Annotated in this window: 23 protein-coding genes, 1 tRNA gene and 1 other RNA gene; 9 read left to right on the forward strand and 16 right to left on the reverse strand. The window is 52.3% G+C overall.

Annotated features, from left to right (window positions below; translation table 11 throughout):
- The 4 genes from KF749_17205 to KF749_17220 all read left to right on the forward strand — a co-directional run.
- A partial coding sequence (locus KF749_17205; GenBank protein ID MBX2992893.1) for an alanine--tRNA ligase occupies positions 1-314 on the forward strand: 314 nt, incomplete at its 5' end.
- Between the two features lie 19 nt (positions 315-333).
- Positions 334-939 carry a D-sedoheptulose 7-phosphate isomerase gene (locus KF749_17210; protein MBX2992894.1) on the forward strand — a complete coding sequence of 202 codons (606 nt, stop codon included), beginning with the start codon at positions 334-336 and terminating at the stop codon, positions 937-939.
- Positions 940-1,009: 70 nt separating this feature from the next.
- Positions 1,010-2,473: an undecaprenyl-phosphate glucose phosphotransferase gene (locus tag KF749_17215; GenBank protein MBX2992895.1), complete on the forward strand. Its 1,464-nt coding sequence runs from the start codon at positions 1,010-1,012 to the stop codon at positions 2,471-2,473.
- Position 2,474: 1 nt separating this feature from the next.
- On the forward strand, positions 2,475-2,783 hold the full coding sequence (locus KF749_17220; GenBank protein MBX2992896.1) for a hypothetical protein: 309 nt from the start codon (positions 2,475-2,477) through the stop codon (positions 2,781-2,783).
- Positions 2,784-2,847: 64 nt separating this feature from the next.
- Here KF749_17220 and KF749_17225 read toward each other — a convergent pair whose 3' ends face one another.
- The 16 genes from KF749_17225 to KF749_17300 all read right to left on the reverse strand — a co-directional run bounded on the left by KF749_17225 (position 2,848) and on the right by KF749_17300 (position 20,875).
- Positions 2,848-4,194 carry an SPOR domain-containing protein gene (locus KF749_17225; protein ID MBX2992897.1) on the reverse strand — a complete coding sequence of 449 codons (1,347 nt, stop codon included), beginning with the start codon at positions 4,192-4,194 and terminating at the stop codon, positions 2,848-2,850.
- Positions 4,191-4,472, reverse strand: a complete 282-nt coding sequence (locus tag KF749_17230; GenBank protein ID MBX2992898.1) for an HU family DNA-binding protein — start codon at positions 4,470-4,472, stop codon at positions 4,191-4,193. The genes KF749_17225 and KF749_17230 overlap by 4 nt, the downstream gene beginning before the upstream one ends.
- Before the next feature lie 25 nt (positions 4,473-4,497).
- Positions 4,498-6,174 carry a TonB-dependent receptor gene (locus KF749_17235; GenBank protein MBX2992899.1) on the reverse strand — a complete coding sequence of 559 codons (1,677 nt, stop codon included), beginning with the start codon at positions 6,172-6,174 and terminating at the stop codon, positions 4,498-4,500.
- Entirely contained in the window at positions 6,171-9,167 is a 2,997-nt protein-coding gene (locus KF749_17240) for a tetratricopeptide repeat protein (protein ID MBX2992900.1), read from the reverse strand. Before KF749_17240 ends, KF749_17235 begins: the two co-directional genes overlap by 4 nt.
- 156 nt (positions 9,168-9,323) lie before the next feature.
- Positions 9,324-10,118, reverse strand: a complete 795-nt coding sequence (locus tag KF749_17245; protein ID MBX2992901.1) for a DUF92 domain-containing protein — start codon at positions 10,116-10,118, stop codon at positions 9,324-9,326.
- A gap of 27 nt (positions 10,119-10,145) precedes the next feature.
- Positions 10,146-11,165 carry a DNA polymerase III subunit delta gene (holA, locus tag KF749_17250; GenBank protein MBX2992902.1) on the reverse strand — a complete coding sequence of 340 codons (1,020 nt, stop codon included), beginning with the start codon at positions 11,163-11,165 and terminating at the stop codon, positions 10,146-10,148.
- Between the two features lie 5 nt (positions 11,166-11,170).
- Complete coding sequence (locus tag KF749_17255) at positions 11,171-11,833, reverse strand: peptidylprolyl isomerase (protein ID MBX2992903.1); 663 nt, start codon at positions 11,831-11,833, stop codon at positions 11,171-11,173.
- Between the two features lie 29 nt (positions 11,834-11,862).
- A complete protein-coding gene (locus KF749_17260) occupies positions 11,863-12,561 on the reverse strand; it encodes a hypothetical protein (GenBank protein ID MBX2992904.1) in 699 nt (232 codons plus the stop codon).
- Entirely contained in the window at positions 12,558-13,571 is a 1,014-nt protein-coding gene (locus KF749_17265; protein MBX2992905.1) for a flippase-like domain-containing protein, read from the reverse strand. The genes KF749_17260 and KF749_17265 overlap by 4 nt, the downstream gene beginning before the upstream one ends.
- A 38-nt stretch (positions 13,572-13,609) precedes the next feature.
- A complete protein-coding gene (locus tag KF749_17270; protein MBX2992906.1) occupies positions 13,610-14,251 on the reverse strand; it encodes an outer membrane lipoprotein carrier protein LolA in 642 nt (213 codons plus the stop codon).
- Between the two features lie 13 nt (positions 14,252-14,264).
- Entirely contained in the window at positions 14,265-16,760 is a 2,496-nt protein-coding gene (locus KF749_17275; protein ID MBX2992907.1) for a DNA translocase FtsK, read from the reverse strand.
- 16 nt (positions 16,761-16,776) lie between these two features.
- Positions 16,777-17,535 (reverse strand): 2-phosphosulfolactate phosphatase, encoded by a 759-nt coding sequence (locus KF749_17280; protein MBX2992908.1) that lies wholly within the window; start codon positions 17,533-17,535, stop codon positions 16,777-16,779.
- A gap of 30 nt (positions 17,536-17,565) precedes the next feature.
- On the reverse strand, positions 17,566-18,654 hold the full coding sequence (gene gcvT, locus KF749_17285; GenBank protein MBX2992909.1) for a glycine cleavage system aminomethyltransferase GcvT: 1,089 nt from the start codon (positions 18,652-18,654) through the stop codon (positions 17,566-17,568).
- Between the two features lie 11 nt (positions 18,655-18,665).
- Positions 18,666-20,288, reverse strand: a complete 1,623-nt coding sequence (locus KF749_17290) for an Rne/Rng family ribonuclease (GenBank protein ID MBX2992910.1) — start codon at positions 20,286-20,288, stop codon at positions 18,666-18,668.
- Positions 20,289-20,613: 325 nt separating this feature from the next.
- Positions 20,614-20,712: signal recognition particle sRNA small type (gene ffs / locus KF749_17295), an RNA gene on the reverse strand.
- Between the two features lie 90 nt (positions 20,713-20,802).
- Positions 20,803-20,875 (reverse strand) — tRNA-Ala (locus KF749_17300).
- 304 nt (positions 20,876-21,179) lie between these two features.
- On the opposite strand from KF749_17300, the gene KF749_17305 reads away from it, so the two are divergent.
- From KF749_17305 to KF749_17325, 5 genes are all read left to right on the forward strand, one after another.
- Positions 21,180-21,464, forward strand: coding sequence for a hypothetical protein (locus tag KF749_17305; GenBank protein ID MBX2992911.1), 285 nt, complete (start codon positions 21,180-21,182; stop codon positions 21,462-21,464).
- Between the two features lie 30 nt (positions 21,465-21,494).
- Positions 21,495-22,463 (forward strand): hypothetical protein, encoded by a 969-nt coding sequence (locus tag KF749_17310; GenBank protein MBX2992912.1) that lies wholly within the window; start codon positions 21,495-21,497, stop codon positions 22,461-22,463.
- A complete protein-coding gene (locus KF749_17315; GenBank protein ID MBX2992913.1) occupies positions 22,460-23,047 on the forward strand; it encodes a cytochrome c3 family protein in 588 nt (195 codons plus the stop codon). Before KF749_17310 ends, KF749_17315 begins: the two co-directional genes overlap by 4 nt.
- 28 nt (positions 23,048-23,075) lie before the next feature.
- Positions 23,076-25,199: a molybdopterin-dependent oxidoreductase gene (locus tag KF749_17320; protein MBX2992914.1), complete on the forward strand. Its 2,124-nt coding sequence runs from the start codon at positions 23,076-23,078 to the stop codon at positions 25,197-25,199.
- Positions 25,200-25,203: 4 nt separating this feature from the next.
- Positions 25,204-25,629: 4Fe-4S dicluster domain-containing protein (locus KF749_17325; protein MBX2992915.1), on the forward strand; the 426-nt coding region annotated here is incomplete at its 3' end.

A 25,629-nucleotide genomic window follows, 5' to 3' on the forward strand; every position in this document is an offset into this window, starting at 1 on the left:
CATCGAAAGTCCAGGCAGCAACGATGGATGAGTTGAAAAGCATCGGTGATACATTGCGCTCAAAATTAGGCAGCGGCGTCGGTGTGCTTGCCAGCATCATCGACGACAAGGTGGCATTCGTCTGCGTTGTGACGGATGATCTCATTCAAAACAAGAAGCTTCAGGCGGGAAAGATCGTCGGAGCAATGGCGAAGGAAGTGGGGGGCGGGGGCGGGGGCAAGCCCCATCTTGCGACCGCGGGTGGCAAAGATGTTGCCCGGCTCGACGAAGCACTCGCAAAAACAACGGTTATCGTTCAGTCATTCATTTCATAAACACGTCAGAGGACGCACTATGGCTCATTTGCCGGTTACCATTCTTGCCCGACAGGCTTTCGTTCAGGATGAACTGTTTGCAAGCGCCGATACAAAGAAGAAGATCTTCGACCAATGCACGGACAAGATTATCAAGGCGGTTGATGTGCTTATCAACGCGCTGAACAACAAGAAGAAAATTCTGTTGTGCGGCAACGGCGGCAGTGCAGCCGACTCCCAGCATCTCGCCACGGAATTCACGATCCGCATGAATCCGAACATCAAACGCCCCGGCATAGCCGCTCTCGCGCTGACTACCGATTCTTCGATGCTGACGGCCGGCGCAAACGACATCGGGTATGACAACGTGTTTGCCCGTGCCGTCGAAGCGTTGGGTAATAGCGGCGACGTGCTGATCGGCATCAGCACAAGCGGGAAATCGGAAAGCGTCAACAACGCGTTCAGAATGGCAAGATCAAAAGGCATGGCAACAATCGGACTTCTCGGCAAAGACGGCGGTTCCTCAAAAGATCTCTGCGATGTTGCTATCATCGTCCCTTCCAGCGATACGCAACGCATTCAGGAAGGGCATATCACCATCGGTCACATTTTGTGCGGATTGGTGGAAACCGAGATGTACGGATAGACTATCCACGAGGAAGCGAGGAATCGCGATTCCATCGTTACGCTTCGTGGCTTGAGATTTCTCCCCAAGTATGGAAAACTCACACACAAGCCGGCAGGTCGGCAGCTCAGCAAGGGTGTTGACCCGCAAGGGGGATTTCCTCATCCCCTTTCTCATGGTGTTGTTCGATTTTCTGGCAATCGAGTTTGCATTTCTCTTTTCCTACTGGCTCCGGTTTCAAAGTACGCTCGTCCATTATCTCGGTGTGAAAGAGGCCGGTGGCCCGCCTTTCGAGGGATATCTGTACGGCTCCTTCTTCGTGGCTCTTGTGTGGCTTTTGCTGTTTCATGCACGCAAAACCTACGGGGCGCGGCGTAACATCTCGCTTTCCGACGAACTGATCAACGTCGTCAAGGTTATAAGCCTCGGCATGCTCATCGTGATGAGCGCGGCGTTCTTCTATCGAGACTTCTCCTACTCCCGAATCGTCTTCGGATTTTTGTGGGGAACGTCGATTGCCTCCGTCATGGCAGGACGCGCCATTGTACAGTGGTTCGAACGTCGTCTGTACCGTAAAGGAAGGCACCTCCAGCAGTGCATCATCATCGGCGGAGAGAGTCTTGCCAATCAGGTGTATGCCGAATTGCACCGGCATCCGTCATTCGGTTTCAATATTCTCGGCTATCTTGCGGACAGCACAGCGGATGAGGAGATGGCGCTTGCACGGGCACCCTACCTCGGCACTGTACAGCAGGCCGCCGACTTCATTCAAAAGAACAACGTGGAGCTTGTGTTCATTGCGCTACGTTCGAAAGACCAGCATCTTTTGTTCGATTTGATAGGTGAATGCGAAGGGATCAATGTGGAGTTCATGATGGTTCCTGACGTGCTTGACATCCTCACGAGCGACGTCAGCGTGAAAGAACTTCAGGGGATCCCGTTCCTGAGAATCAAGGGCATTCCGCTGACGTCGTGGGGCAGAATCACAAAGCGAACGTTCGATATTGCCGTCTCCGCGTCGCTGCTGTTGCTGCTGTCACCGCTTTGGCTGCTCATCATGCTGCTTGTCAAACTGAGCTCACCCGGACCGGTGTTTTTCAAGCAGGAACGCGTCGGTGTTGACGGGCAGGGATTTCAAATGTACAAGTTCCGCTCGATGCGCGTTGACGCGGAATCGGAAACCGGACCCGTCTGGGCCGCAAAGCACGATCCGCGACGGACGCCGATCGGTGTCATTCTTCGCAAGACCAGCATGGACGAATTGCCGCAGTTGTTCAACGTGTTGAAGGGTGAGATGAGTCTCGTTGGCCCCCGTCCCGAGCGACCGTATTTTGTCGAGCAGTTCAAGCACCTGGTCCCCAAATACCTTGACCGGCACCGGGTAAAGACGGGCGTTACAGGTTGGGCGCAGGTAAACGGCCTCCGGGGTGATACATCGATCGAAGAACGAATCAAGTATGATTTGTACTATATTGAAAACTGGTCGCTTGCATTCGACATCAAAATCCTGCTCAGAACAATTCGTGCGGCGCTTTCCGTAAAAGAGGTACACTGATATGATCCCCCTTGTTGTGTTTTACCTGCACATAGTCGGAGTCGTTGCTGTCTTTACGAAGCGCTATCAAGCGGAAGGGATTGGCGAAGGCTTTCTTGCTGTGTTCTTTATGGGATTGATTTTCTTCGTCGGTTGGGCGATGGCCTCGTTCGTCATGAAGCTTATTATGCCCGAGGAAGGCTGGGCGGTGTGGTTTGACCGTGATGCTGCATCTCTCGTGCTTCTGACGCTGGGAGAATCAGTTCTCTACTACTTCTATTTCAGGGAAGATAGGAACAACACTTCTGCCGGACGCGAGCACTCCGCCTGAAAACAAAAAAACGCAGGATGCCTGAACACCCTGCGTTCCCAATCTCAACAACCATCCGCTCCGATCAATCGACCTTTGTTACCCACACTCCTTCACTAATGCCTCTTAACCGGGTAGTCACAGCTTGTGCATCAGCCTGAGAAGTATAGCGCCCGACCCTCACGCGGTACCACGTTCTTCCCTTGACATTCCCAACAGCCACATAGGCTTCAAAGCCCGCATCAGTCAGGCGGCGAACCGCACGATCTGCATCTGCTTGCGATGTCCATGACGATACCTGAATCGTGAAGTTCCCCTGTCCGCCCGGTGGGGTCGTTGCTACTTCTTTGCGTGGCGTTGGTTCGGGCCTCGCCGATGGGGGTGTTACAACGGCTTTGGGTTCTTCCTTCCGCTCGGTCACGGGAGGAGAAACGGGCTTCGTCTCTTCTGCGACAGACGGTGTCGGAGTCGGCTCTTTTCCCTGTTCTGCGGGTTCTGAAGCGGAGTGTGTGCCCTCCAACGTGCTTTCCTCCGTAGTCGGAGCCGGCTGGACGATGGGCGGCAGGCTATCATCAACCTGCACGGTTGCTTTCTTCCCCCACAAATTCAGAACGCCGAAATGGTTCAGTGCAAATGTAATTGCGCCAAGAATCACGAGCGCAATTGCGATCTGCAGCCATGCAGACGGCCCCTCACTGCTTGAAAGTTCCCTGAGCGTTGGAGGCGGTGCGGATGATTGATCGGGCGTCATCCCGACGGGTTGCGTATCGTCTTCGCCTTCTCCACTTAAATTGAAGTTCGGCTTCGGCATAAGTTTCCTCTCTTTGAGTCGTGGTGATGCTGCTTCTTCACGTGGCATCTCCTCCCGCAGAGGAGGTTCGATTGTCTCCTCGCGTTCCGGTTCGAATCTGATTGTTTCCTCCTGCGGGGCAGGCTCGAATCCGACTGTTTCCGGCGGGGGAGGCTCTATTGGAGCGGGAGGCTTGATTTCCGGTTTTGGCGTGCTGACCGGACCACGTGAAAGTTCCCCCAGAAAATCATCCGCTGAAACATCCCTCTCAGTATCAAGAACGATTTCTTTCCCGAGTGTGTCTATGAGAGGATCGTATTTCTGCTCTTTGCCGGTATATTCCACTTCACCCTCTTCGGGCATCAACTCATACTTCCCGACTAAAAGAGTCTTCAGATTTCGATAGCGCTCGTTTACTTTGTCCGCAAGGTCTTGCTCAACAGCAAAGAAAGGCATCCTGCGCTGCCGCTTGACGCCGACCATGTGGGTACCGAATGTTCCGAAATTTGGCACCTCCACCTGCTGCCCCTTCTTGAGCGCTGAGAGTAAATATACGTAGAATAGGTGTGAAACCGCAACTACGCTGGTTTCGTGCGCGACCCGCCGGTCGACACATCGCTTGAGTAAATCGTCTCTATTCATGAGCTTTTATTACTCCAATTGATGAGATCTTGAGAGGGGGTGAAAGAGAGATAGTCCCGCGGGGGTATCGTGAATACCTCGCGGGTTTCCGAATTCAGGCCCTTCCGACCCGGCCTGTGCTCGATCAAAAAGTCACCGATATTATCAAGAGTCAGTTCGCCGTTGGTCAGAATTTCCTCCGTCCATACGTCGGCGAAGGCATGAATGATTTCGCGGACTGTTTGTCGCGAGATTCCTGCGCGCTCGGAAATCATGTTGATTAGTTCTTCTTGACTCATAATGAAGTCCTCCCCGAAAAAGTCATTACCAACTGAAATCGATGGACAGCCTGACACGACGGGATTCGCCGGCGTACTGTTCCCACCACTGCTGTTGTTGATCGAGAATGTTTTCGACAGATACGGCAACGAGAAGCCGTCGGGCAATTTCGTATTCGGCTTGCATATCCCATACAACGAACGACGAGAGTTGCCGGCTGTTCACGACATCGGCGAACTGACGGCCGATAAATCGAATTGCCGACCCCGCCATGAAGCGCGGCGAAAGACGATGCCGATACGAACCGCTTATCGCCACATCCGGGTAGTACGGCAACCCGGTTTCAAGCATGCCGAGCGTATCGGATTTGAGCGTAATCCTTGCACTGCGACCGGTAAAAACAAATCCCAGCGTATGCTTGCCCACAATCTCGGCGTGCACCTCGGAGTGGAACACGAAAATCCGTGTTGCACTGCCGTAGTCGATACTCCATACATTCGCAGGTGTTACCGAGAAAACAGGATGATTGTCGGCCTTTGAATACGTGAAAGAAACCCCCGCAGCTACCCCTTTCCCGATTTCCGAAGTAGCGCCAACCGAGATCCTGCTGAAGAACTCCGTATTTCGAACGTTGATATTGTATGAGAGATAAGGATTCGAGCGGGCGAACTTCTGCAGCGAGTTGCGCTCGACATACGGTTCATACCGTCCGTAAAACTTCAATCCGTTTGCGGCATACCACTCAACACCAAACCTGGGCTGCAGCAGAGTTCGGGACTCAGAATCAGACCCTTGCTCAAGATAGAGTGTACCGCCTCCGGTTACTGAAATGCCTTCCGACACACGATACTCCGCGCCTGCGGCAAAACTCGCAAACTGCGGATCCTGATTGGGAGAAGACGCTGTGGAGAAACTCTTCCAACCTTGCAGCCCCAGCAGCAGTCTCGTCCGGTCAATCGTTGCCCCACCGGAAACCTCGAACCCTGCATAGTGTTCGGTGTTGCGGACTGAATCAATCATAAACAGATTAGTCAGATTGAGTGATGCGTGAAGATAATCATCGTTTACATAGTTCGCTTTCAGCCCTATGACGTTCTCGATACTACTTACGGTACGCAATCGTGTCGGTGTCGCCGAACCGTATAGACGATATTGCTGCCTGCTGAAATCAACATCGGCCTGCAATCGCCCGCCGGAAAACATTCCGGCGTTCTTCGAAAAGAACACTCCTGCCGCAAGTCCGGCATCTCCGGAATAATAGTCCTGATTCGGGTGGCGGCCGTTTGTTGATGTAAAGCTGCCGCGTACAAGTACATCAGACATAGCCGAAGCTGTTCCCACCCATCCTTCAAACGAAGGAGATGAGTACGAGCCATAACCGAGCTTGAGTTTTCCGCTCAATGTTTTCAATGCAGGAACGAAATTGGCACGTATCTTTTGAAAATTGCCCAACTCCACTTCGACTGATTCGCGTTCACCAACCGTCAAAGGTTGAACGCTCAGATCGAAAATCCGATTCTCCTCTATCGCCGCTTTGTCGTTGCCGATCACTTGCGGAACGGTTGTTCGATGCTGCCACAACCATTCACCTTCATCGTCAAGGTGTTGAAGTGTATCAACTGTAGTTTGCCCAAGGCTATCCGGCGAAACTTCCTTTACCTGTCCGAAGACAATTCCCGATAACGCCCCCAACACAACCACAAGCGCCACAACATTGCTCATGCGCCCCGCAATCCCTTCAGTTTCCGCTCTGCTTCCCTGCCGAATTCATCGTTCTTGTGAGATCGCAAAACCGACTGATATGCTTCCTGCGCTTTGGCCTTTTCGGACAACACTTCATAGCCTTCCCCCATTTTCAATGTTGCACGGGCAACAATATCTTTGTGAGCAGCGAACACTTCCCTGACCCTCTGCAAAGCAAGAACCGCCTCCCGGTATTGCTGAAGCAAAAAAAGTGTCTCCCCGACTCTGAATTGCGCTTCGGCTCCGACTTCATCTGTTCGGCGTGAAGCAACGTCGGTAAAAACCTGAACCGCCTCGGCGAATTCGAGCTTCTTCTGTTTCACCAATCCATACCCGATGAGGCATTTGTCGCCAAACAGACTTCCTTTATGGCCGGCACCGACCGAACTGAAATGCCCTTCAGCGTTTTCAAGCATTTCGGCAGCCAAAAGCGTCATCCCCTTTTCGTATGCGCCCTCCGGCGCAACGTCACTTTCGGGATAGTTCTGCTGTAATTCGTCGAACGCTGCAAGCGCCTCGGGATACATTCGTTGCTGTGCATAGAGCATTCCTAACTCAAGCCGTGAAGCAGGAGCAAGAGAACTCTGCGGATTGATCAGTGCCACCTGACGGAATGATTGCAGCGCTTCATCGGGCCGGTTTATTGCCCGATAGCTCATCGCCATCCCAAAATAGGCATCCGATACTATCGGGCTGAGAGGATATTGTTTCACAAAGATTTCGAATTCCTGAGCTGCTTTGGCGTATTCTTGCCTCTCGAACAGAAAATCGGGCTTGCGTAATGCAATCCTGTCGGAGTAAGGATGTTCAGGATTGTGTTGCAGGAAATCATCAACGACCTTCAGCGCCTCGGCACTTCTCCCCGCTGCCGCGAGGCACTCCTGAACTCCGCTGATAGCGTTGAGCACAGATTCGCTCAGCGGATGCGCCGTCAGAACCTTGTTGTATGCATCAAGCGCACGGCGGTTATCCTTCAGTTTCAGATATGCTTCCCCTGTGCTTGTTAATGCTCTGGAGACAATCGGACTCTGCGGGAATTGGTCGGTGAAGGACTTGAACTGGCGTATCGCGCTCCGATAATCCTTCTGTTGCATCAACACCCTTCCGATGTCGTACATCGCGTCATCCACAAATTCGGATTGCGGAAAGAGGGCGATGAAATTGAGATACTCAAACAGAGTCCGCGCCGGAGTTTCCGTCTTTTCAGCGCATTGGGCAATTCTGTAGTTGGCAAAGTCAATGCCCGGCTCCTCGTCAAACTGTCGAGCCGCTAAACGGTATGCTCCCGCCGCGGAGGCATAATCCTGCATCGCAAAGTAGCAATCTCCGAGGCGCATCCGGGCATCGTAGGCGAAGTGGGTTTCCTTGTTCTTCAGAACCTCTTCAAACGCAGCCGCCGCTGCAGGGTAATCTCCCATTCTGAAATTCGCCCAGCCGAACCCGTAGAGTGTTTCATTCATTCTCGGGCTTTGCGGATACGACCGGATCACCTCGACGTAGCTTGCGGCTGATTGAGGATAGTTGCCTGCATGATAATGTGCCTCTGCAAGCCAGAAATGTGCTTCGGAAAGCCTCGAATCATCAGGATAGGATGAGATAAAGCGTTCTAGTCGAATCGCCGCCTCATCATACTGCTTGAGCTTTAGAAAGGCCCAGGCTTCTTGAAATTCAGCATCCAAAACTACTGTGGGCGGAGCATCCGGAAGGACAAGAGCCGCCGTAAAAGCTTCGCGGGCCTCATCGAATTTGAGCAACGCCAGATTCGTCTCTCCCAACATCCTGTAGCCGTGAGCCCGGACATCACTTTCCGGAAATCCCTTCACCACTTCGGTGAATAGGGCCTTGGCTTCCTCGTAGTTTCCGCCGAGGTATTCAATTAATCCGAGTTCGTAGATTGCGTTGTCGCGGAATTCGCCGTTCTGCCGGCTGCATAGCGCAAACTCCGCCGATGCGGCTTGCGAATTGCCTGCCATTTTGCTGGCAATCCCCTTTTGAAACAAGGCGGCATGGGCAAGCTCGTCCTCCCCTTCAGCAAGTTCGGCGAAAGTAGCAGCAGCGGCCTCGTAGTTGGATTCTTTCAAATACGTCCAACCGAGCGCGTAACGGACATGCCTTTCTAACCTGTGCCCTTTGTGTGTCTTCAGGAAATGCTGAATACTGAACATGGCATTGGGGTGATCTCCGAGATGGAAGTAGGATTCGACGATCATGTAGTCGGTTTCGGCAAGCTTGTCAATGTCCGTGATTTCTGAACGGGCGTCCGCCAGAAAGCCGATAGCAGCTCCGTATTCCTTGAGATGATAAGCGCATTCACCGCTCCGCTGACGGGCATGGGAGGTAAAATCACTTTCCGGAAATCTCGCAAGAAGGAGTCGGTAGCTTTCAAGCGCTTTGCCGTAGTCCTTCAGCTTGTGATGTGTCCAGCCGAGAGAGAGAATTGCAGAAGATGCAAGCCGGTTTCGTGGATACAACTCGCTTGAGATTCGATAGAAATTTTGTGAGGAATGAACTTCTTGAAGATTGAAGTACGACTCGCCGACCCAAAATGCGGCCTCTCCTGCTAATCGGCTTCCTCCAAAATCATCCAGTATTCGCCTGAATTTGTTGATTGCCGTTTGAAAATCCGATCTCGCGAAAGCAATCTCCCCAAGCCGGAACAAGGCACTGTCGGCAAGTGAATATCCGGGGAAGTTTATGAGGAATAACTCGTATCTCTTTTCAGCACCGGAGTATTGATTGAGCGAATAGAGACATTCCGCCGAGAGAAAAAAAGCCTCGGCGCGCTTGGGGCTTTCAGGGTAATCGTCAAGAAACTTGTCGAGATGTCGGAGTGCGTGAAGAAACTGACCGCTTTTGAATTGATTGTGGAAGAGCGCAAAATCCTCTGCTTCAGTTTTGAAGCGAATTTGTTGCGAGAACACAAGGGAGACGGCCGCAAGCAACACAACTAAACTAAAGCTGATTTTCATCATACAATCAGCTACATCCCCTAATTAAAGTAATGTCTCAATTGGCAACGTAATCTTGCATAATTTACGTCATGGGGCGTAGGAAGTCAAGACATATTTTGAATTTGAGCGGATTTCGTAGGTTTTGTAACTTACTCTTCCAATCAACTTCCATTGAAGCTAAGCGAAATACTCGATCGCAAGCCATGTGCTGAATGCTCCTACTGCTGTACAGATCAGGTTCACAGCATCGTTATTTAGTTGGCGAAAGCCTAAAAAGTAGGTTGACGCCTCCCCGCAATGCTCCGACCGTTCAGTGATTTTCTTGCAGTTTCTGCACTCGTATTGTACCTGCACAGTGGCACCGAGGAGTGAATCAACTGTGCTTCCAAAAATCCCCCCAAGAACAATAAGAACGGCTATTTCCGGAAACGGGCCGTGAAGCCACCAAATCCCGCTGAAAAGAACGACGGCCGATCCTGCAAGACCTGCTGCCGATCCCAGTAACGAGACTGCTCCCGACCTGCCGGCTTCAACTCGTTCAAACGTGGTCAGAAGAACAGGCGAAGATCGTGAGAGTGTGCCGATTTCCGTTGCCCATGTATCAGCCGTTGCAGCTGCCACTGCTCCGAGATAGGCAATGTACAGTGAGTCGATCGCTGTAAGGTGCCAAATCAGCGTCACTGCGCCGGCAATGCCACCGTTGGCTATGACTTGACCGGCATCCCTCTGTGATGATTTTTGGAAGTATCTTTCGGCGGATTGCTTTTTGGATTTTCCGATTCGGGAGATAATGCTGGAAAGAATGAAGAACACAAGCATTGGCACAGTCCATTTCCATCCTCCTAATCCAAGAAGGATTGTGCCCAGCACGAATTGCGTAAAAGCGCCGCCCGGAGTAAGGAAACGTGTGAACAAGGAAAACAGCGAAATGACTGATGCGAAGAGAAGCCCGATGAGCAGTTGATCGGTCACGTTCATCCTCGGCAGCGAGGAATGAGATTACGCATGTGCCGGCTCACGCTGGCGCGTGGCGTTAACGATGAATGTTTGCAGCAGAAGTTTCGGGTCGCCACCGGATGTTTTCAGCATTTCATCAACCCGGGAAAGGGAAAGGAAAACGTCTTCAATTTCACGTATGGTGAAACGGTTCGCTACCTGATTGTATTTGTCAATGAATGAAAAAATCCCGGCCTGCGTCATTTGCTGCGCTTGCGGAACATTGCGGCGTCGTACGTCGAGCAATTTCCAGACAGTCTGGAAGAACTTCACCATCACGGCAACCATCATTACCGGTTGCCCCCCTGCTTCGAGCATGCGTTCGAGAACCTCTGTTGCTTTGCGCGTTTCCTTCATGCCGATCGCCCATTGCAACTCGAAAATGTTGAACTCCTTCGATACGCCTACAACCGCGGAAACATCATCGACACTGATGGATGTTGCTTCTCCGATGTAGATGTAGAGTTTCTCCAGTTCGTTCGAGAGTTCGCGCAGCGATGTGCCTGCGTATGCAGCGAGCAAGGAAGCGGCATCGGATGAAATCTCCCGCTTATCTTTCTTCACGCGTCTGCTGATCCACCCCGGAATCTGATTCTCCCACAGTGGCTTGCATTCAAGGACAAAGCCGTGTTTCTTTGCGGTAACAAAGGGTTTCTTCCGGAAATCAGGCTTGGTACACACCAAGACGAGGCACGTCGAGGGCGAGGGATGTTCAATGTAATTGGCGAGTATTTCCGCCTGCCCGAGTTTATCCGCTTCCCGGACGATAACGACCCGCCGTTCCGCCATCATCGGAAAGGACGAAGCGTGGGACACGACATCTCGCGGATCCGCCTCTGTTCCGTACATCACGTCAAGATTGAAGCCGCTCTCATCGGACGTGAGCGCGGCATTCACAATCGCATCCGTTGCCTCTTCGGCCAGAAACTGCTCTTCGCCGTGTAACAAGTACACCGGCGAAAAGTCATGCTTCGCGAGGCGTGCAAGCAAATCCTCGTATGTAGGGCCCTGGGATTTTGCCACGGAAATTACTTTCCCTGCGATGCTCCGCCTGATTTGGAGGCGCGGATTTTCTTGATTACAACATCAACCTTGGGCCTGCCGTCGGTGGCTCCCATTTGCGGCTCGATCTCGACCTGTCCGATCTTCTCAACGACGTCGATACCCTTTGTCACCTTGCCGAAAATCGTATAGTTCTTCGGCAACGAGGTATTGTCGCGGAGCATAATGAAGAACTGGCTCGTATTGGTGTTGCGTCCGCGGTTTGCCATTGCAAGAACGCCTTTCTGATAGCCGGCCTGATAGGAGGCGGTATTCGGATTCAGTTCGTCCTCGAACTCCCTGCCCCAGATGCTCTTGCCGCCGGTTCCCCATTCTGCCTTCTTCTTCACATCCTTCGACTTATCGTCGCCACCCTGAATGACGAAGTTCTTTGACACGCGATGAAACCGCTGGCCATCAAAGAATTTCTCTTCCGCCAACCTTACAAAATTGGTGACGGTCTTCGGAGCGTCGGCTGTGTAGAGTTCCACCTCAATCTTCCCGAGGGAAGTTTCGATTGTTGCATGATATTCGCCCGTAAGCAATTCTCCTTTCGCGTCAGATTGCGCCTGTGCCGATGACCGGTCACCGGCACCGAAGATCAGCAGAGCAGCGAGAACTGACAGTTGTTTGAATGATTGATGTTTCATGAATGGCCTCCTTTATTGATAATTGAATATTACAGGTAGAATGTCATTCCAAACCGCACGGCAATGCTGAAGAAGTCCATGGTTGTTGGAGTGTTGAGAAATGGCGATTTGCCGTTCTTATCCTTCAACTCGCCTATGAATTCCCAGCGTCCTTGCACTCCAAAATATGCAAAAACATCGTCACTAAGGGCGGTTTTGCCCTCCAACTCGAGCAGCGCGCCAACACCGTGAGCCGTAAATCGGGACGAAAAGAACTTCTCATCATACGAACCGAAATGATACCCGGCACCGGCGCCTGCTTTCACATTGTACGTCGGTTCATCAACCAGAACATACTGTACAATCACGCCCGGCAAATGTACGGTGTAAGCGAATTCCGCGACACCGTTTGCGATCACCGATCTGAGGGAATAAGAACCGTGCATGTACACGTATTCAGCCTTCATCACCCAATCCGGTCCCATCGGAACGAACGCGGCTCCGAAGAACTCGACGCCGGAGTTGAACTCGTCGGCCCGTTGGCTCACGGCACCGCTGCCGTTCACACGGGCAACGAGATCCTGTGCGTTATGGAAATTGACGCCCATACCCGCCGAGAATCCGATGCGTTGCTTGTTGGCGCCTTCTTCCTGATTACTGGAATATGAAATCGACGTACGCAGGGACAAACAACAGATTGTCGCCACAACGCACACCGGTCGAATGCCCCTCCATCCCGGAACAATCACGCCCCTTGCTCCCCGGACTTCACTGCTTCAGACACTTTGATATGATCTTTAAAGAAGAAATACAATCCGATAATCATCGTACCGATATATCCGAATCCGTGCGTCACCGTTGCATAGCTCAGCGCAACAGTACCGGATACGCCGAACAATTTATTCAATGCTTGCGATGCGAACATGTGATACGAACCGGTGCCGCCTGGAGTCGGCATGGCAACACCGATGCTTGAAATTGCCTGAATAACAACCGCCGCCTTGAAATCCAAATCCGTTTCGAAGGCAAAGAACGCCACGTAGACCATGCAAATGTACAGAAACCACACCGCAACACTCTGCACCAGAATCAACGCAAGGTTCTGCGGCCGTTTGACGAACATGAATCCATCGAGAAAGTCTTGGGAAAGCCGCTCAAAAGGTTCAGTCCACCGCGTGGGAAGAACTTTGCCAACAAGGGCAACCAGCGCGGAAGTCCAGTCCCGCCGCACAGCGAGAACAACGATCACCGAGATAAACGCAAACGTGAAAATGGAAATACCCGTCATCGCGTCATCAAGCCACGGAAAAGTCTCCCGCAACGGTCCGTTGTACACAAGCGGCATCAGCGCAACAAGGATCAAGAATGAAATGGTATCAATGATACGCTCCACGACAATTGTTCCGAACGCTGCGCTCTTTGGCACTCCCTCGAGTTTGCCAATCACATACGGGCGAACCAACTCACCCGCCCTCGGGAGCACGTTGTTCACCATATACCCGACCATGACCCCTGAAAACAGATTGCGCATACCGATGCCGGGCTTCATCGGTTCGAGCAGGTAACGCCAGCGCCACGCCCGGACGGCATGGCTCGCAAGGAGAAATCCGAAGCTCAGCAATATCCACCAATAGTTTGCTCCGGCAATGGAGTTGATGAGCGTGGGAAAATCCGTCTTGTAAAATGCGAAATACAGAAATCCCGCCGTCAGGCAAATACTGATTCCATTGCGAAGATACTTCCGGGTACGCGGGGTCATCGTACGACGTGAGTCAGAGTGAAATGATGTGGAGCGGGCTACCGGAGATCAACAGCTTCAGCCCCGTCGGGTATTTGATATGCAAAACGCGAGTCAGGAATACCTGTATTGACCTTCATGTCGCTGACAACGTACATCGTGGTTTTATCATTGACATCAACAATCTCCACTTTCCTGATAAGCCATGTGGATTCGTCCACCCAGGCTTTCATTGTGCGAACCAGCGAATTCTCGTCCTTCGGAACAAGTTTGAGGAGACGCGCATCCACCCCGCCTACTTTTTCCTTTCCAAGAATGGAGGCATAGTAATCCTTCGGAGCAACGGCAAGAATGTTCTCCGGCGTCATTGCCCGCTCATCACCTTTGTAGCGATCGATGAGTACTTGATTGGTTGCCTGCGAGTACGACCACACCGTGACCCCGTCGGTGACAATTGTGCGCCCCTCGGTTTCCACTCGGTATTTGTTCTCTTTTTTGATAACCAGCGTGCCGCTGACATTCTGTTCAAGTTTCGATACTTCAAACCTGACATGTTGCGAGAACTTCAGTTCTGCATCGTTGATGGAATCATACTTCCTCTTCACGCGCTCAAGAATGTTTTGGGCTGTTTGTGCTGAACATACTTCGGCAAATAACACCACCACAACGGCCACTACCAGTCCGCCAACTCTCTTCATCATGCTCTCCTGTCAATCAAATGTACGCCTCCAACTCAGCTTCAGATTCAACAAGAACTTCCCTCGCTTTGCTTCCGTCGAACGGCCCCACGATGCCGGCAGACTCCAGTTCGTCCACCAGCCGGGCTGCTCGCGAGTACCCTACCTTCAACCTGCGTTGCAGCAACGACACCGATCCCTGCTGATGACGTACAATAATGCGTGCTGCTTCTTCAAACAGCTCGTCCCGGTCACCACCCCCACCCGCTTCGGAGCTCTTCCGTTTTTCGACCATGGAAGGAAGCGGATGCGGCTTCGAGTAGCCCTGTTGCTTTGCAATGTGGTTCACCAGCGCATCCACTTCATCTGCCGATATAAACGCATTTTGCAGGCGAATTGGTTTCGGGCTGCCGCTCGGGAGATACAACATGTCGCCGTTGCCGAGCAATTGCTCCGCACCGTTCATGTCAAGAATCGTGCGCGAATCGGTTTTCGATGCAACCTGGTATGCTATGCGGGCGGGGAAATTCGCCTTGATAACGCCGGTAATAACATCAACTGACGGGCGTTGTGTCGCGACTATCAGGTGTATGCCGACGGCGCGGGCAAGCTGCGCAAGCCGGGCAATCGGCTCTTCGACTTCCTTTGCTGCCGTGATCATCAGGTCTGCAAGCTCGTCGATAACAACAATCAAGTACGGAATGCGTTGATGGATCAGCGTGTCCGTGTTCTTCAACTTGCCGGCCTTCACTTTTTCGTTGTAGTCGGCGATGTTGCGAACACCGGCCGCGGCAAGCTTGTCGTAGCGCTTCTCCATTTCGAACTCGACGCCTTTCAGCACGAGAACCGCATTCTTCGGATTTGTAATAATCTCTTCATTCACATCCGGGGAAACGGCGAGGAAGTGATGCTTGAGCTTCGCGTATTGTGTCAACTCGATCTTCTTCGGATCAAAAATCACCAGCTTCAGGTCGGAGGGATGCATGCGATACAACAGGCTTGCAAGGATCGTATTGATGCCGACACTCTTGCCCGAGCCTGTAGAGCCGGCAATGAGAAGATGCGGCATCTTCGTCAGATCGTCGGTGAACACTTCTCCGGCGATTGTCTTCCCCATCGCGAGCGGAAGCTTTGCATTCGTGTCCCTGAATTTTGACGAGTTGATCACGCTGCGGATGTTCACAATCGAGGGATTGTGATTCGGAATCTCCACGCCCACAGCCGACTTGCCGGGAATGGGCGCCATGATGCGAATCCCTTTTGCCGCCAGCTTCAAGGCAATGTCGTTTTCAAGGCTCACGATCCGGCTGATTTTGACTCCGGTTGCCGGAACAAGTTCATACAATGTCACAACCGGACCGGGCGTAACGGAGATGTTTTCCAGCTGAACATCAAACTGGGCAAGAGTCTCCCTCAGCAAATCGGCGTTCGCGCGCAGCTCTTCGTCGGCAACTTCATCCGTTCCGTGCCGCGGCGCATCGAGCAATTCAACGGAGGGGAACACATAATCGATCTCTTCAATCGTGTTTTCAACCTTCCGCTCATCAAAGTTGACTTCGGGCTCATTGATCTTCTTCTCAATCTCCAGTTGCAGGGGAGCAACGCTCAGAGGAATATCGTGGGCCGCATTATCTGACTCCGGATCATTCCCCCCTTCATCCTCTTCGTGAACAAGCGGAAGATCCGCCGTTGAGGCGGTGGGAATTACCGGAGGTTCTTCCAACGGAGGTTTGGCAATGCGGATTGCAGATTTCGATGGAGCAACATCCTCCTCTGTATCGGATTCCTCAACCTGGCCTGCATTCGCTTCCCTCCGTGCCGCAGCCCGGTCGAGAGCCGATTGCTTCATTCGTCCCGCCCAATCCATGAACCGCAAGTACACGTTCTTCATCCGGTCGGCTGCTTCATGCAGATCGAGATTCAACAGCAGAACGCTGCCGACAAGCAGAGCAGTAAAGAGGAGAATCGAACCCCCGGTTTTCCCGAGAAGTTGTGTAAGGATGAGAGACAGAAAATCCCCTACAACTCCGCTCCACTCCATTCCCAGCCATTCACCGCCGGAAATGATGCGCGCCATGCCGAATGATGCCGAAGCCAGCAGAGCAAAGATCAGCGTGTAGTTGGATAGTCTGAACAGCGGCCGGTAATCTTTCTTGCGCAGAATTGCCCAACCGAACAGCATCAGCAATACCGGCAGCACAAAAACAGGGTAGCCGATAGTGGATTTGATGAGAAACTCGGAAATCATCGAGCCGACAAGCCCGAGCCAGTTGTGGGCAGTATCGGCTTTGGCCTTCACAATCGGGTCGCCGGTAAATACCTTGTACAGGTCGGTTACCTTCAAATCGGCGCTTGACTCGTCGGCGGCGTCGTATGAAACGAGTGAAAGGAAGACAAGCAAGGCCAGCGTCATCATCAGAACGGCAAGAACGGACGTTGTGCGCGCAGAGTGTTGCTTCGACGCGCCCCGGGGGTTCCTTGCAGCGCCGCGGGCTTTGTTCAGTTCTTGTTGGGCACGAAGGGGTGCAGCCATGGGTGTACGTCCTCCGTTATGTGGGAATGGAGATTTTTATACTCTCAGACTCCTTCTTCAATTTCACGACATTGCCAAGGAACCGGGGAGCAACAGGCATTGCATCGGTTGCGGCGCAGGCTTCGAGATCATTCCGGAAACCTATTTCGTCGAGATACTTCCCGTGCTCGGAGTTTCTCAACATCTTCAACACCGACTTGCTTTGATTCTTGTAGAGCGCCACCGACGCGATCCCCGCATCCCCAAGTTCCACTTCAGCATTGCTGCCATCCATCAACCTGTGAATCAACATGCCGGCACACACCGCATCTTCCATCGAAAAGAATCCGTCATGGCCGGCACAGAGGATAACAAGATCGTCTTCACCCTCACGCACAACCGATTCAATCACCGAAATGTTCACAAATCCCAACACCGACATCTCCCGCGCATGGCGTGCTTTCAGGATTGCCTGCGAGCCGTTGGAAGTTGTAAGAACAATGGATTTGCCACGAACGCGTTCCTCAATATATTCCAGCGGCGAATTGCCGAGGTGAAATCCCTCAATCATTTTTCCGTCGCGTTCACCGCCCAGCAGGGTCACATCGCCATCAAGATTGCCGACAATCTTCATCGCCGACTCGACGGTGGCAACGGGAATAATCTCTTTTGCCCCGTTATGGAGCGCAGTTGCAATGGTTGTACTTGCCCGCAACACATCCACCACCACAACTCTCTTGTCCCTGAAATACAGCTCTTCCACCTGATGAGGCGTGAAGAACACTTCTACACGCATGCATTCCCCCGATATCCGGTTCGTGTACGATTACTTTTTGATGAACGGCAGCGGGACAACCGTTGCCGCAATTTCCTTGTTGCGAATATTCACATTGATAGCAGTGCCGGGCTTCGAGTAGTTGAGCGGCACGTAGCCCATTCCAATTCCCTTGTCGAGGATCGGAGAAAAAGTACCCGACGTAACCACGCCGATCTTCTCCGCGTTTGAGGTAATGGCATAGCCGTGACGCGGGAAGGCCTTTTCAGCAAGCGTGAACCCGACCAACTTGCGTTTCATTCCGGAGGACTTTGCGTCAACCAGAACGTGTTTGCCGTTGAATTCCCCCTTGTCCAACTTGGTAATCCAGCCGAGACCCGCTTCGAGTGGATGCGTGGTGTGGTCAATGTCATTGCCGTAGAGGCAAAAGCCCATTTCAAGTCGAAGCGTGTCCCGGGCTCCCAATCCAACAGGCCCGATCCCGAACTCCTTGCCTGCTTCGAAGACGGCATCCCACACTTTCTTACCTGTCGCGGCATCCGACGGGAAGTACAGCTCGAAACCGAGTTCACCCGTGTAGCCGGTACGCGAAATGGTCATATCAACACCGGCGAGTATGCCACGGACAAAGTGATAGTACTGAATTGAAGAGAGATCCGCATTCGTCAACTTCTGCAAGGTCGCAAGAGATTTCGGACCTTGAACGGCGAGAAGAGAAATCTCATCGCTCCGGTTCTTCAACTTCACATCGCCAAAGAGGTTCTTCTCCATCCACTGAACGTCTTTTGCAATGTTGGCGGCGTTGATCACCAGCATGTAGTGATCGCCCATGTTGTACACGAGCAGATCATCAACAATACCACCGTTTGCATAACACATTGCGGAATACTGCACGCGGCCCTCCGTCAGTTTGGAGGCATCATTCACGGTGATCTTCTGCACAAAGGCAAGGGCATCTTTCCCCCGCACTTCCACCTCTCCCATGTGCGACGCATCGAAAACTCCAACGCTCTCACGAACGAGTCTATGTTCTCCAATGATGCCGCCGTACTGGACAGGCATTTCAAAGCCTGCAAATGGAACTATCTTCGCTCCGCAGGCAACATGAATATCGTAAAAAGCAGTTCGTTTCAGATTCATACGTTTGGCAACTACTTGAATTGGTCGGTAACTTCTTTCCCCTGTTTCACTGAGAGACAATGGAAGTCTCCCGGGGGAATGGTCGGGTCGATTTCGAGCTTCATATACACACGGAACTTGAGCATCATTTTCGTCAGACGGCTGATGCGGCCTTCACGTAACATTGACGCGATGGAAGGATTCACCCGGAGGATAAGGCGATACTCTCCCGTCTCCTCTTTGAACCGGCGTATCCAGCGTTCGAGTTGGTTTGTTGTTGTCGTGCGGGATTGCACAACTCCCGAGCCCCCGCAGGCAGGGCAGGCTTCCGTGAAGCTGTGCAGAATGCTCTGCCGGATTCGCTGCCTCGTAATCTGTACAAGGCCGAACTCCGTCATCGGCAGGACGGTGACTTTCGCCCTGTCTTTGCGGAATTCCTTTTTCAGTTCTTCATACACTTTCCGTTTGTTCTTCTCATCCTCGAGATCGATGAAGTCGCAAACGATTATTCCGCCTATGTCGCGCAATCGAAGCTGGCGGCAAATCTCCCTTGCCGCCTCAAGATCCGTGCGCAGGGAATTCTGTTCCTGTTCTTTCTTCGCAGCATACCGGCCGCTGTTGATATCAATGACAAACATTGCCTCGGTTTGCTCGATAATCAGATAGCCGCCACTCTTCAGCCACACTTTACGGCTGAGTGTCGTTTCGATTTCTTTCTCGATTCCGTAGGTGTCAAAAATCGGCTGACGACCTTTGTGCAATTCAATCTTCTCCAGCATATCGGGAGAATTGTACTTCACATACGCCGCAATCTCTTTGTACAATCTTTTGGAATCGACAATAACCCTCGACACGTCGTTCGAAAACAAGTCCCGAATCACGCCCGATGTCGTTGCGAGATCCTTGTACACCAACGACGGAGCCGTCTCCGATTTTACCTGTGACTCAATCTCCCGCCATTTGTCAATCAGGTCCGAGAGGTCCTTTTTCAAGGCCTCATCATCCTGGCCTTCGGCAACTGTCCGAATGATAACACCGAAGCCCTCAGGAAGAAGACTTTGTGCAATTTTACGCAGTCTGCGTTTTTCCTTGAAGCTGGTTATTTTTTTGGAGATGCCGACTTTGCCGTCGAATGGAAGGAGTACAATGAATCTTCCGGCAAGCGAGACTTCCGAGGTCACACGGACGCCCTTTTTGCCGACAGGTTCTTTCGTAATCTGAACAATAATTTCCTGGCCCTTCGAGAGGTTCACATCCCGGCGTTGCGGACGGTGAGAATCGCGTTGACGACGTTGCCCGTTTCCGCTCGATCTGGGAGATTCGGAGGAGGAGGGGGATTTTTGACCGGTTGCTGCTTCGGCAACTGCGACAGGCTCTTCTGCCTCATCGTCATCATCATCACCAATCATTGAAGAGTACTCTTCAAACCGGTTGCCGATGTCGGAAAAATGGAGGAAGCCATCCTGCTTCAACCCCAAGTCAATGAAGGCGGCCTTGATTCCGGGCATTACCTTGGCAACCTTACCGAGGTAGATGTCGCCCACCATCTTCTCTTTGTTGGCCGTTTCGACAAATAGCTCGGCCAGGCGGCCATCTTCAGTAATAGCGATGCGGGTTTCGTTTTCGCCCGCGTTGATCACAATTTCTTTCTTCATATCTGACTGCTCGTCCCACAACTAATGAACATATACTCACTTGACAGGGATGAATGAACGGAACGATGCAGGCGGACTCTTGCGTGCCGGCGGCGTACAGGCAAGAGGAAACATTCATTGGGTACATATACACCCTCATCGATTACCGTGAGTTCAAACCGAATGCGAGAAGACCTTCTCACATCTCAACTGACTGTTTACTTCAATAAAACCCTGAACTGTTTGCCGTTAAGTTACTAAAAAACAAAGCTGTTTGCAACCAATCCAAGCACTTAGCCGAAAATCCCTTGATTTGAGGCACATGACCGTATAGGGGTAAAAATAAAGAGGTCAAGCTCCCCCGCGTCACACTTTTGGTAACCGACCGTTGCTTCCTTCCGGACCTGGCGGGGTTAAGCTACTTACGGTTGCGCGGGACTTGACCTCAGAATCTAACGCGTGCTGGCTTTGCTTTCATGGGTTATCGGGATGATGCGCCTTTAGCGCAGAACCGACAGCCTCATCTCTCCGTTTGTGGAGCTGATCGGGATCGAACCGACGACCTCCTCGTTGCGAACGAGGCGCTCTCCCAGCTGAGCTACAGCCCCAATGTGACCTGCTCAAGATACGAAACTGTGCGAACCAACGCAAGGTAGACTTTCAGGACAGATTTCACGCCGCCTGATGTCGTTTGCCTTGCTGATTTTCATCGAGGGGGATTCTCCTACACGGCATGCTGGATTTTCCCTCACTTATCTGTCTGAGGACCACAACGCAAGAAGGCCGATTGGCTGTATCTCTATGCCGGGAAATAACTTAGATGCTATGCACTTCTTGGGCACGTGGATTGCAAATCCATCAACAGTGCTCAGTTCAATGCAAGCTTTCACTCAACGAATAGGAGATTCCAACATGTTCGACCCAATTGAATCCGAAACCCTCTGGCTGAATGTCACGAATATCGTGCTCGGCCTGGTGACTCTTGTATGCTTTGCGGCAGTGGTTGGCGTAACGATCCGCGAGGTTGCAGTTCGAGCCCGCAAACGCGTTCCGGTTTTTGCTGACAACGACAACCATACACTCGTTCTCTCCGATCTTGGAGTCACAATGGCAGATGGTGGTGAAAAGATCGACGAGACACGAATGAGCAACACGAAGAAGGATGACTCGTCCAACATCCATCGCTCGAACAACTAACGCGTACCTGACAGGAAGAAGGCAACGACCATGAGATGCCCGTTTCTTCGTGAGGCACAGGTGAAATACTGTCAGGCGTCGGCATTCCGGAAGATGATTGTCCGACGCCCCGAGGAGCCCGCCAGCGAGCGGTGTTCATCACCCGAGTATGTCAACTGCCCGGCTGCCAAACAGCACCATGAAGAGCAGCCCAGCCTTTCGCATTGTCCGTTCCTGCATGAATCACTTGTGCAGTATTGTGCAGCGACCTCTGTAGTCAAGTACATCCCGTACAGTGAGGGGGCACTCTCGCATTGCGGCAACGAGAGCCATAAGTATTGCGAGTTATTCCTCGCTCTTGCGAATCCCGGTGGAACAGGGTTGCATTCAGTCACAAGCCATCCGCAAGATCTCAGCAACCGCGATCATCTCGTCGAAGATGTGCATCTCCCGGGCTGGTTGTGGTATTCAGCAAATCACATGTGGCTCGACACAAGCAGCGACGGGCTCGTGCATATCGGTGTCGATGCATTCTTTGCACGAATCCTGGGCTCGATAGACCATCTGTCGTTTATTACAGCACGCGGGCTTCATCATCCGGCCGTCGTCTTTACCGTTCAAGGCGTGGATGTACAGCTTGTTTTTCCGCGGGCGATCAATATCACGAAAATTAACTCCTATCTTCGGACGAACCCCTCAAAACTCCTTGCACAACCTTACACGCTCGGTTGGTTATTTGAGGGAACAGTAACGAAGGAAGAAACAAGCCGCCCATCCGGTACCTTGCTGAACGGACTTGTCACAGGAAATGCAGCGGTGGAATGGATGACCGCAGAGTTGCAGCGGATAACAAATCTTGTGCATCACCTGTCACATCAGCCGGATGCACTTGGCGAGCAACTCATGGCTGACGGCGGGGCTGCGCAACCCGGTGTTATTTGCCATTTGTCACGGGATCAAAAACTACACTTGTTCCATGAATTCTTCTCGCCGTTGGCGAGCCGGAGGTCTGTGCAATGAAATACAGGGGCGTCATCTTCTTCATCACAGGACTTGCAGCTTCACTCGCGCTTGGATGGTTTGCTTTTCCGCTTGCCCTGTACAGGCCGGAGCATCAACCGATGCAGTTCAGTCACAACACTCATGCTGGCGAACAGATGGGTATGGCCTGCGAAGATTGCCATGCGTTTTCCGAGAACGGACGATTTATTGGTATTCCACAAACTGCGAAATGCGGCGAGTGCCATGCCGCTCAATTGGGCGAGAGTGAAGACGAGAGAATTCTCGTCGAAGAGTACGTCATGCCTGAGCGTGAAATCCCATGGAAGATCTACTCACGACAACCCGACAATGCCTTCTTCCCGCACGCGGTACATGTAAAATCGGGCGAATTGACATGCGAAGCGTGTCACGGTCCGCACGGAGAGAGTGAGCATCTGAGGCCGTTTCATGTCAATCGAATCAGCGGGTACAGCAGGGATATCTGGGGAAAGAACATCTCGGGCTTCGCTTCACAACCGTGGGAAGGAATGAAAATGGATCGTTGCGTTCGATGCCACCAACAAAACGGCCGTGTCACAGGATGCATCGAGTGCCACAAATAACAAAAAGCGAAGAGTACACGAAACCAACATGACTATTACGCGAAGAGATGTATTGAAATTGGCAGGCGGTTCATTTCTCGGAATGCTATTCACTCCGGTTCCGTGGAAACTTGTTGATGACACGGCTATCTGGACTCAAAACTGGTCGCTCATACCACCGGTTCCACGCGGGCCCATCACACTCAAGTACTCTACCTGCACGTTATGTTCCGGCGGCTGTGCGCTCAAAGCGCGCTGTGTCAACGGAAATCCATTCGCCCTCGCCGGCGTACCGGATCATCCAATCAATCACGGCGTACTTTGCCAGGCAGGATTGACCGCCTACCATTTGTCGTATCATCCGCTGAGATTGCCGGAGCCGTACACATTTTCGGGCAAGATGAACGACAGCAAGCTGGTGGCAATGACACTCGATGATATCATTACTGAAATCTCAGCCGCCATGCATGACAATATAGGGGCTGTTGCTATTCTCGACCAGCGTCCGGGACGAATGATCTCCGGCGAATACCAACGGTTCCTCGCCGGATGCTCGAACGGAATGTACCTCCTTCCCCCCTCTCAAGAAGCATCGACACTTCGCGAAATCAGTAGAATGTCGGGTTCGAAGATGAACGCATTGGGGTTTGATTTTGAGAACACTCGTGTGATCCTGAGTTTTGGCGCTTCGCTTGTGGATGGGTGGGGAACGCCGGGAAGAATGATTCAACTCTTCGACAAAAGGAAGGAAACCGGGCTGCAGCTTATTCAAGTTGAAAGCTGCCAGTCCCGCACGGCATTGCAGGCCGACACGTGGCTGCCGGTGAAACCGGGAGCAGAGGCTGCGCTGGCCATGGGAATCGCAAATGTAGTTGTGCGGGAGAAGTTGTATCCGGCTTTCGCGAGGAAGGCCGCAACAGATTTTGAGCAATTCAAAAAAATGGCGGCGCAATTTCCACCACAGTACGTTGCAGAGAAATGCGGAATCCGGGCTGAGCAAATTATCGAGACTGCGCACGCCGTTGCCGGGAATCCATCGATCATTCTTTCGGGTTGCGATCCGGGCGGAGGGCCGTTGGCCAAAGATGCGGAGTCAGCAATCACCGGGCTTAACATTCTCCTCGGCAACGTTGGCAGGAAAGGAGGGATCGTGTCCCGCAATGAATTGCCCGGAACTGCCGGGAGTGGCATTCAACCCCTGTCAATCGCCGAGGCAGCCGACCGTTCCATTCAAGTACTTATTGTTGACGGGGCGGAGTCCGGCTATGCAATTCCGTGGTCACTTGTCGAGCGCAAGCTCGTCCCTGAGAAGGGTATCGTCGTGAGTCTGTCACCGTACATGACGCCCCTTTCGGCACACGCTGACTATCTTGTTCCGTCGCCGGCTCAATTCGAATCCCTGGATGAAGTCGCAACGCCCGAGACAGCCTCGGTAGCGTCGTTCAGTCTTTCAATGCCGCTGAACAGGAAATCACAAAAGAGTGTCGAGCCGATCATATTTTTGCAAAAACTCGCGGAAGGCACCGGATTGGCGGGACTGAACTTTACATCAACCGAAGAAATGTTAAAGCAACGCGCGGAGGCGATTTACGCCTCGCAGCGGGGCAGCATCTTCTCTTCTCCGGACGGCAAGACAAGAGGTCTATCCGAAATGTCGAGTGCCGATGATTTTTGGACGGCGTTGACAGAAGGTGGATATTGGATTGATGATGAATCTCCACAGAAGGCGAATCAGACATTCGGGATTCTACGCAGCGACGTTACGTTGAACGTCCCGGCAGCGGAAGCACAAACCAACAGGCTCACACTGATACCTCGCGGGTCGAAATGCGCAACGGCTTCGGCATCTCTTTCTCCCATGATGAGCAAGGTATTTCAAGAATCAAACCTCCGCGACATTTCGGGGCGTGTCGCACTGAATCCCGTTACCGCTGCTGAACACAAAATTGAAGACGGATCAACAGCTACGCTACGGACAGAACGGGGCGGGTTGAACGTCGTAGTATATCGTGATGCGTCTGTGATGCCGGGCATTATCAGCGCGGCGGTCGGACCATCTCCCAACAAATCCGAAACACCCGAACAGACAAACGGCGATGGCGTTCTTGCGCTTTGCGCATTGTCGGACGACGGAACCTGGAGGGTGACTCAAGCAACGATCGAGAAATCATAACATCATGAAATCAGTACAACAACACGGTCAAAAGCACTCGCGCTACGGCATGGTCATCGATCTCGACCGATGCAACGGCTGCGGCACTTGCATGGTTGCGTGCGCCATCGAAAACAACGTTGCACCGGCCGAGCGGAAACAAAACACACGGACAGGTAATACCTGGATGCTCGTCTCGAAGGTATCGAACGGCAGGGAATTTCCTTTGAGCGATTCGGTCTTCATCCCGATGATGTGCCAGCAATGCGACAAGAACGTGCCTTGCGTTACCGTATGCCCGCAAAATGCCGTTGAGGTTGATCCGGCGACGGGAATAGTCGGACAGATTCCCCAACGATGTCTCGGCTGCCGGTACTGCATGGCCGCATGCTCGTATCATGCACGCTATTTCAACTGGTGGGATCCCCAGTGGCCGCAAGGGATGGAACAG

It is taken from the genome of Bacteroidota bacterium (genome assembly GCA_019637975.1).
GTDB lineage: Bacteria > Bacteroidota > Ignavibacteria > UBA10030 > UBA6906 > CAADGV01.

What these genes read in the sequence shown, in the direction of transcription:
- KF749_17210 (MBX2992894.1), top strand. Translation starts at nt 334, where the DNA reads ATGGCTCATTTGCCGGTTACCATTCTTGCCCGACAGGCTTTCGTTCAG.
- KF749_17215 (MBX2992895.1), top strand. Translation starts at nt 1,010, where the DNA reads ATGGAAAACTCACACACAAGCCGGCAGGTCGGCAGCTCAGCAAGGGTG.
- KF749_17220 (MBX2992896.1), top strand. Translation starts at nt 2,475, where the DNA reads ATGATCCCCCTTGTTGTGTTTTACCTGCACATAGTCGGAGTCGTTGCT.
- KF749_17225 (MBX2992897.1), bottom strand. Translation starts at nt 4,194, where the DNA reads ATGAATAGAGACGATTTACTCAAGCGATGTGTCGACCGGCGGGTCGCG.
- KF749_17230 (MBX2992898.1), bottom strand. Translation starts at nt 4,472, where the DNA reads ATGAGTCAAGAAGAACTAATCAACATGATTTCCGAGCGCGCAGGAATC.
- KF749_17235 (MBX2992899.1), bottom strand. Translation starts at nt 6,174, where the DNA reads ATGAGCAATGTTGTGGCGCTTGTGGTTGTGTTGGGGGCGTTATCGGGA.
- KF749_17240 (MBX2992900.1), bottom strand. Translation starts at nt 9,167, where the DNA reads ATGATGAAAATCAGCTTTAGTTTAGTTGTGTTGCTTGCGGCCGTCTCC.
- KF749_17255 (MBX2992903.1), bottom strand. Translation starts at nt 11,833, where the DNA reads ATGAAACATCAATCATTCAAACAACTGTCAGTTCTCGCTGCTCTGCTG.
- KF749_17265 (MBX2992905.1), bottom strand. Translation starts at nt 13,571, where the DNA reads ATGACCCCGCGTACCCGGAAGTATCTTCGCAATGGAATCAGTATTTGC.
- KF749_17270 (MBX2992906.1), bottom strand. Translation starts at nt 14,251, where the DNA reads ATGATGAAGAGAGTTGGCGGACTGGTAGTGGCCGTTGTGGTGGTGTTA.
- KF749_17275 (MBX2992907.1), bottom strand. Translation starts at nt 16,760, where the DNA reads ATGGCTGCACCCCTTCGTGCCCAACAAGAACTGAACAAAGCCCGCGGC.
- KF749_17280 (MBX2992908.1), bottom strand. Translation starts at nt 17,535, where the DNA reads ATGCGTGTAGAAGTGTTCTTCACGCCTCATCAGGTGGAAGAGCTGTAT.
- gcvT (MBX2992909.1), bottom strand. Translation starts at nt 18,654, where the DNA reads ATGAATCTGAAACGAACTGCTTTTTACGATATTCATGTTGCCTGCGGA.
- KF749_17290 (MBX2992910.1), bottom strand. Translation starts at nt 20,288, where the DNA reads ATGAAGAAAGAAATTGTGATCAACGCGGGCGAAAACGAAACCCGCATC.
- KF749_17305 (MBX2992911.1), top strand. Translation starts at nt 21,180, where the DNA reads ATGTTCGACCCAATTGAATCCGAAACCCTCTGGCTGAATGTCACGAAT.
- KF749_17310 (MBX2992912.1), top strand. Translation starts at nt 21,495, where the DNA reads ATGAGATGCCCGTTTCTTCGTGAGGCACAGGTGAAATACTGTCAGGCG.
- KF749_17315 (MBX2992913.1), top strand. Translation starts at nt 22,460, where the DNA reads ATGAAATACAGGGGCGTCATCTTCTTCATCACAGGACTTGCAGCTTCA.
- KF749_17320 (MBX2992914.1), top strand. Translation starts at nt 23,076, where the DNA reads ATGACTATTACGCGAAGAGATGTATTGAAATTGGCAGGCGGTTCATTT.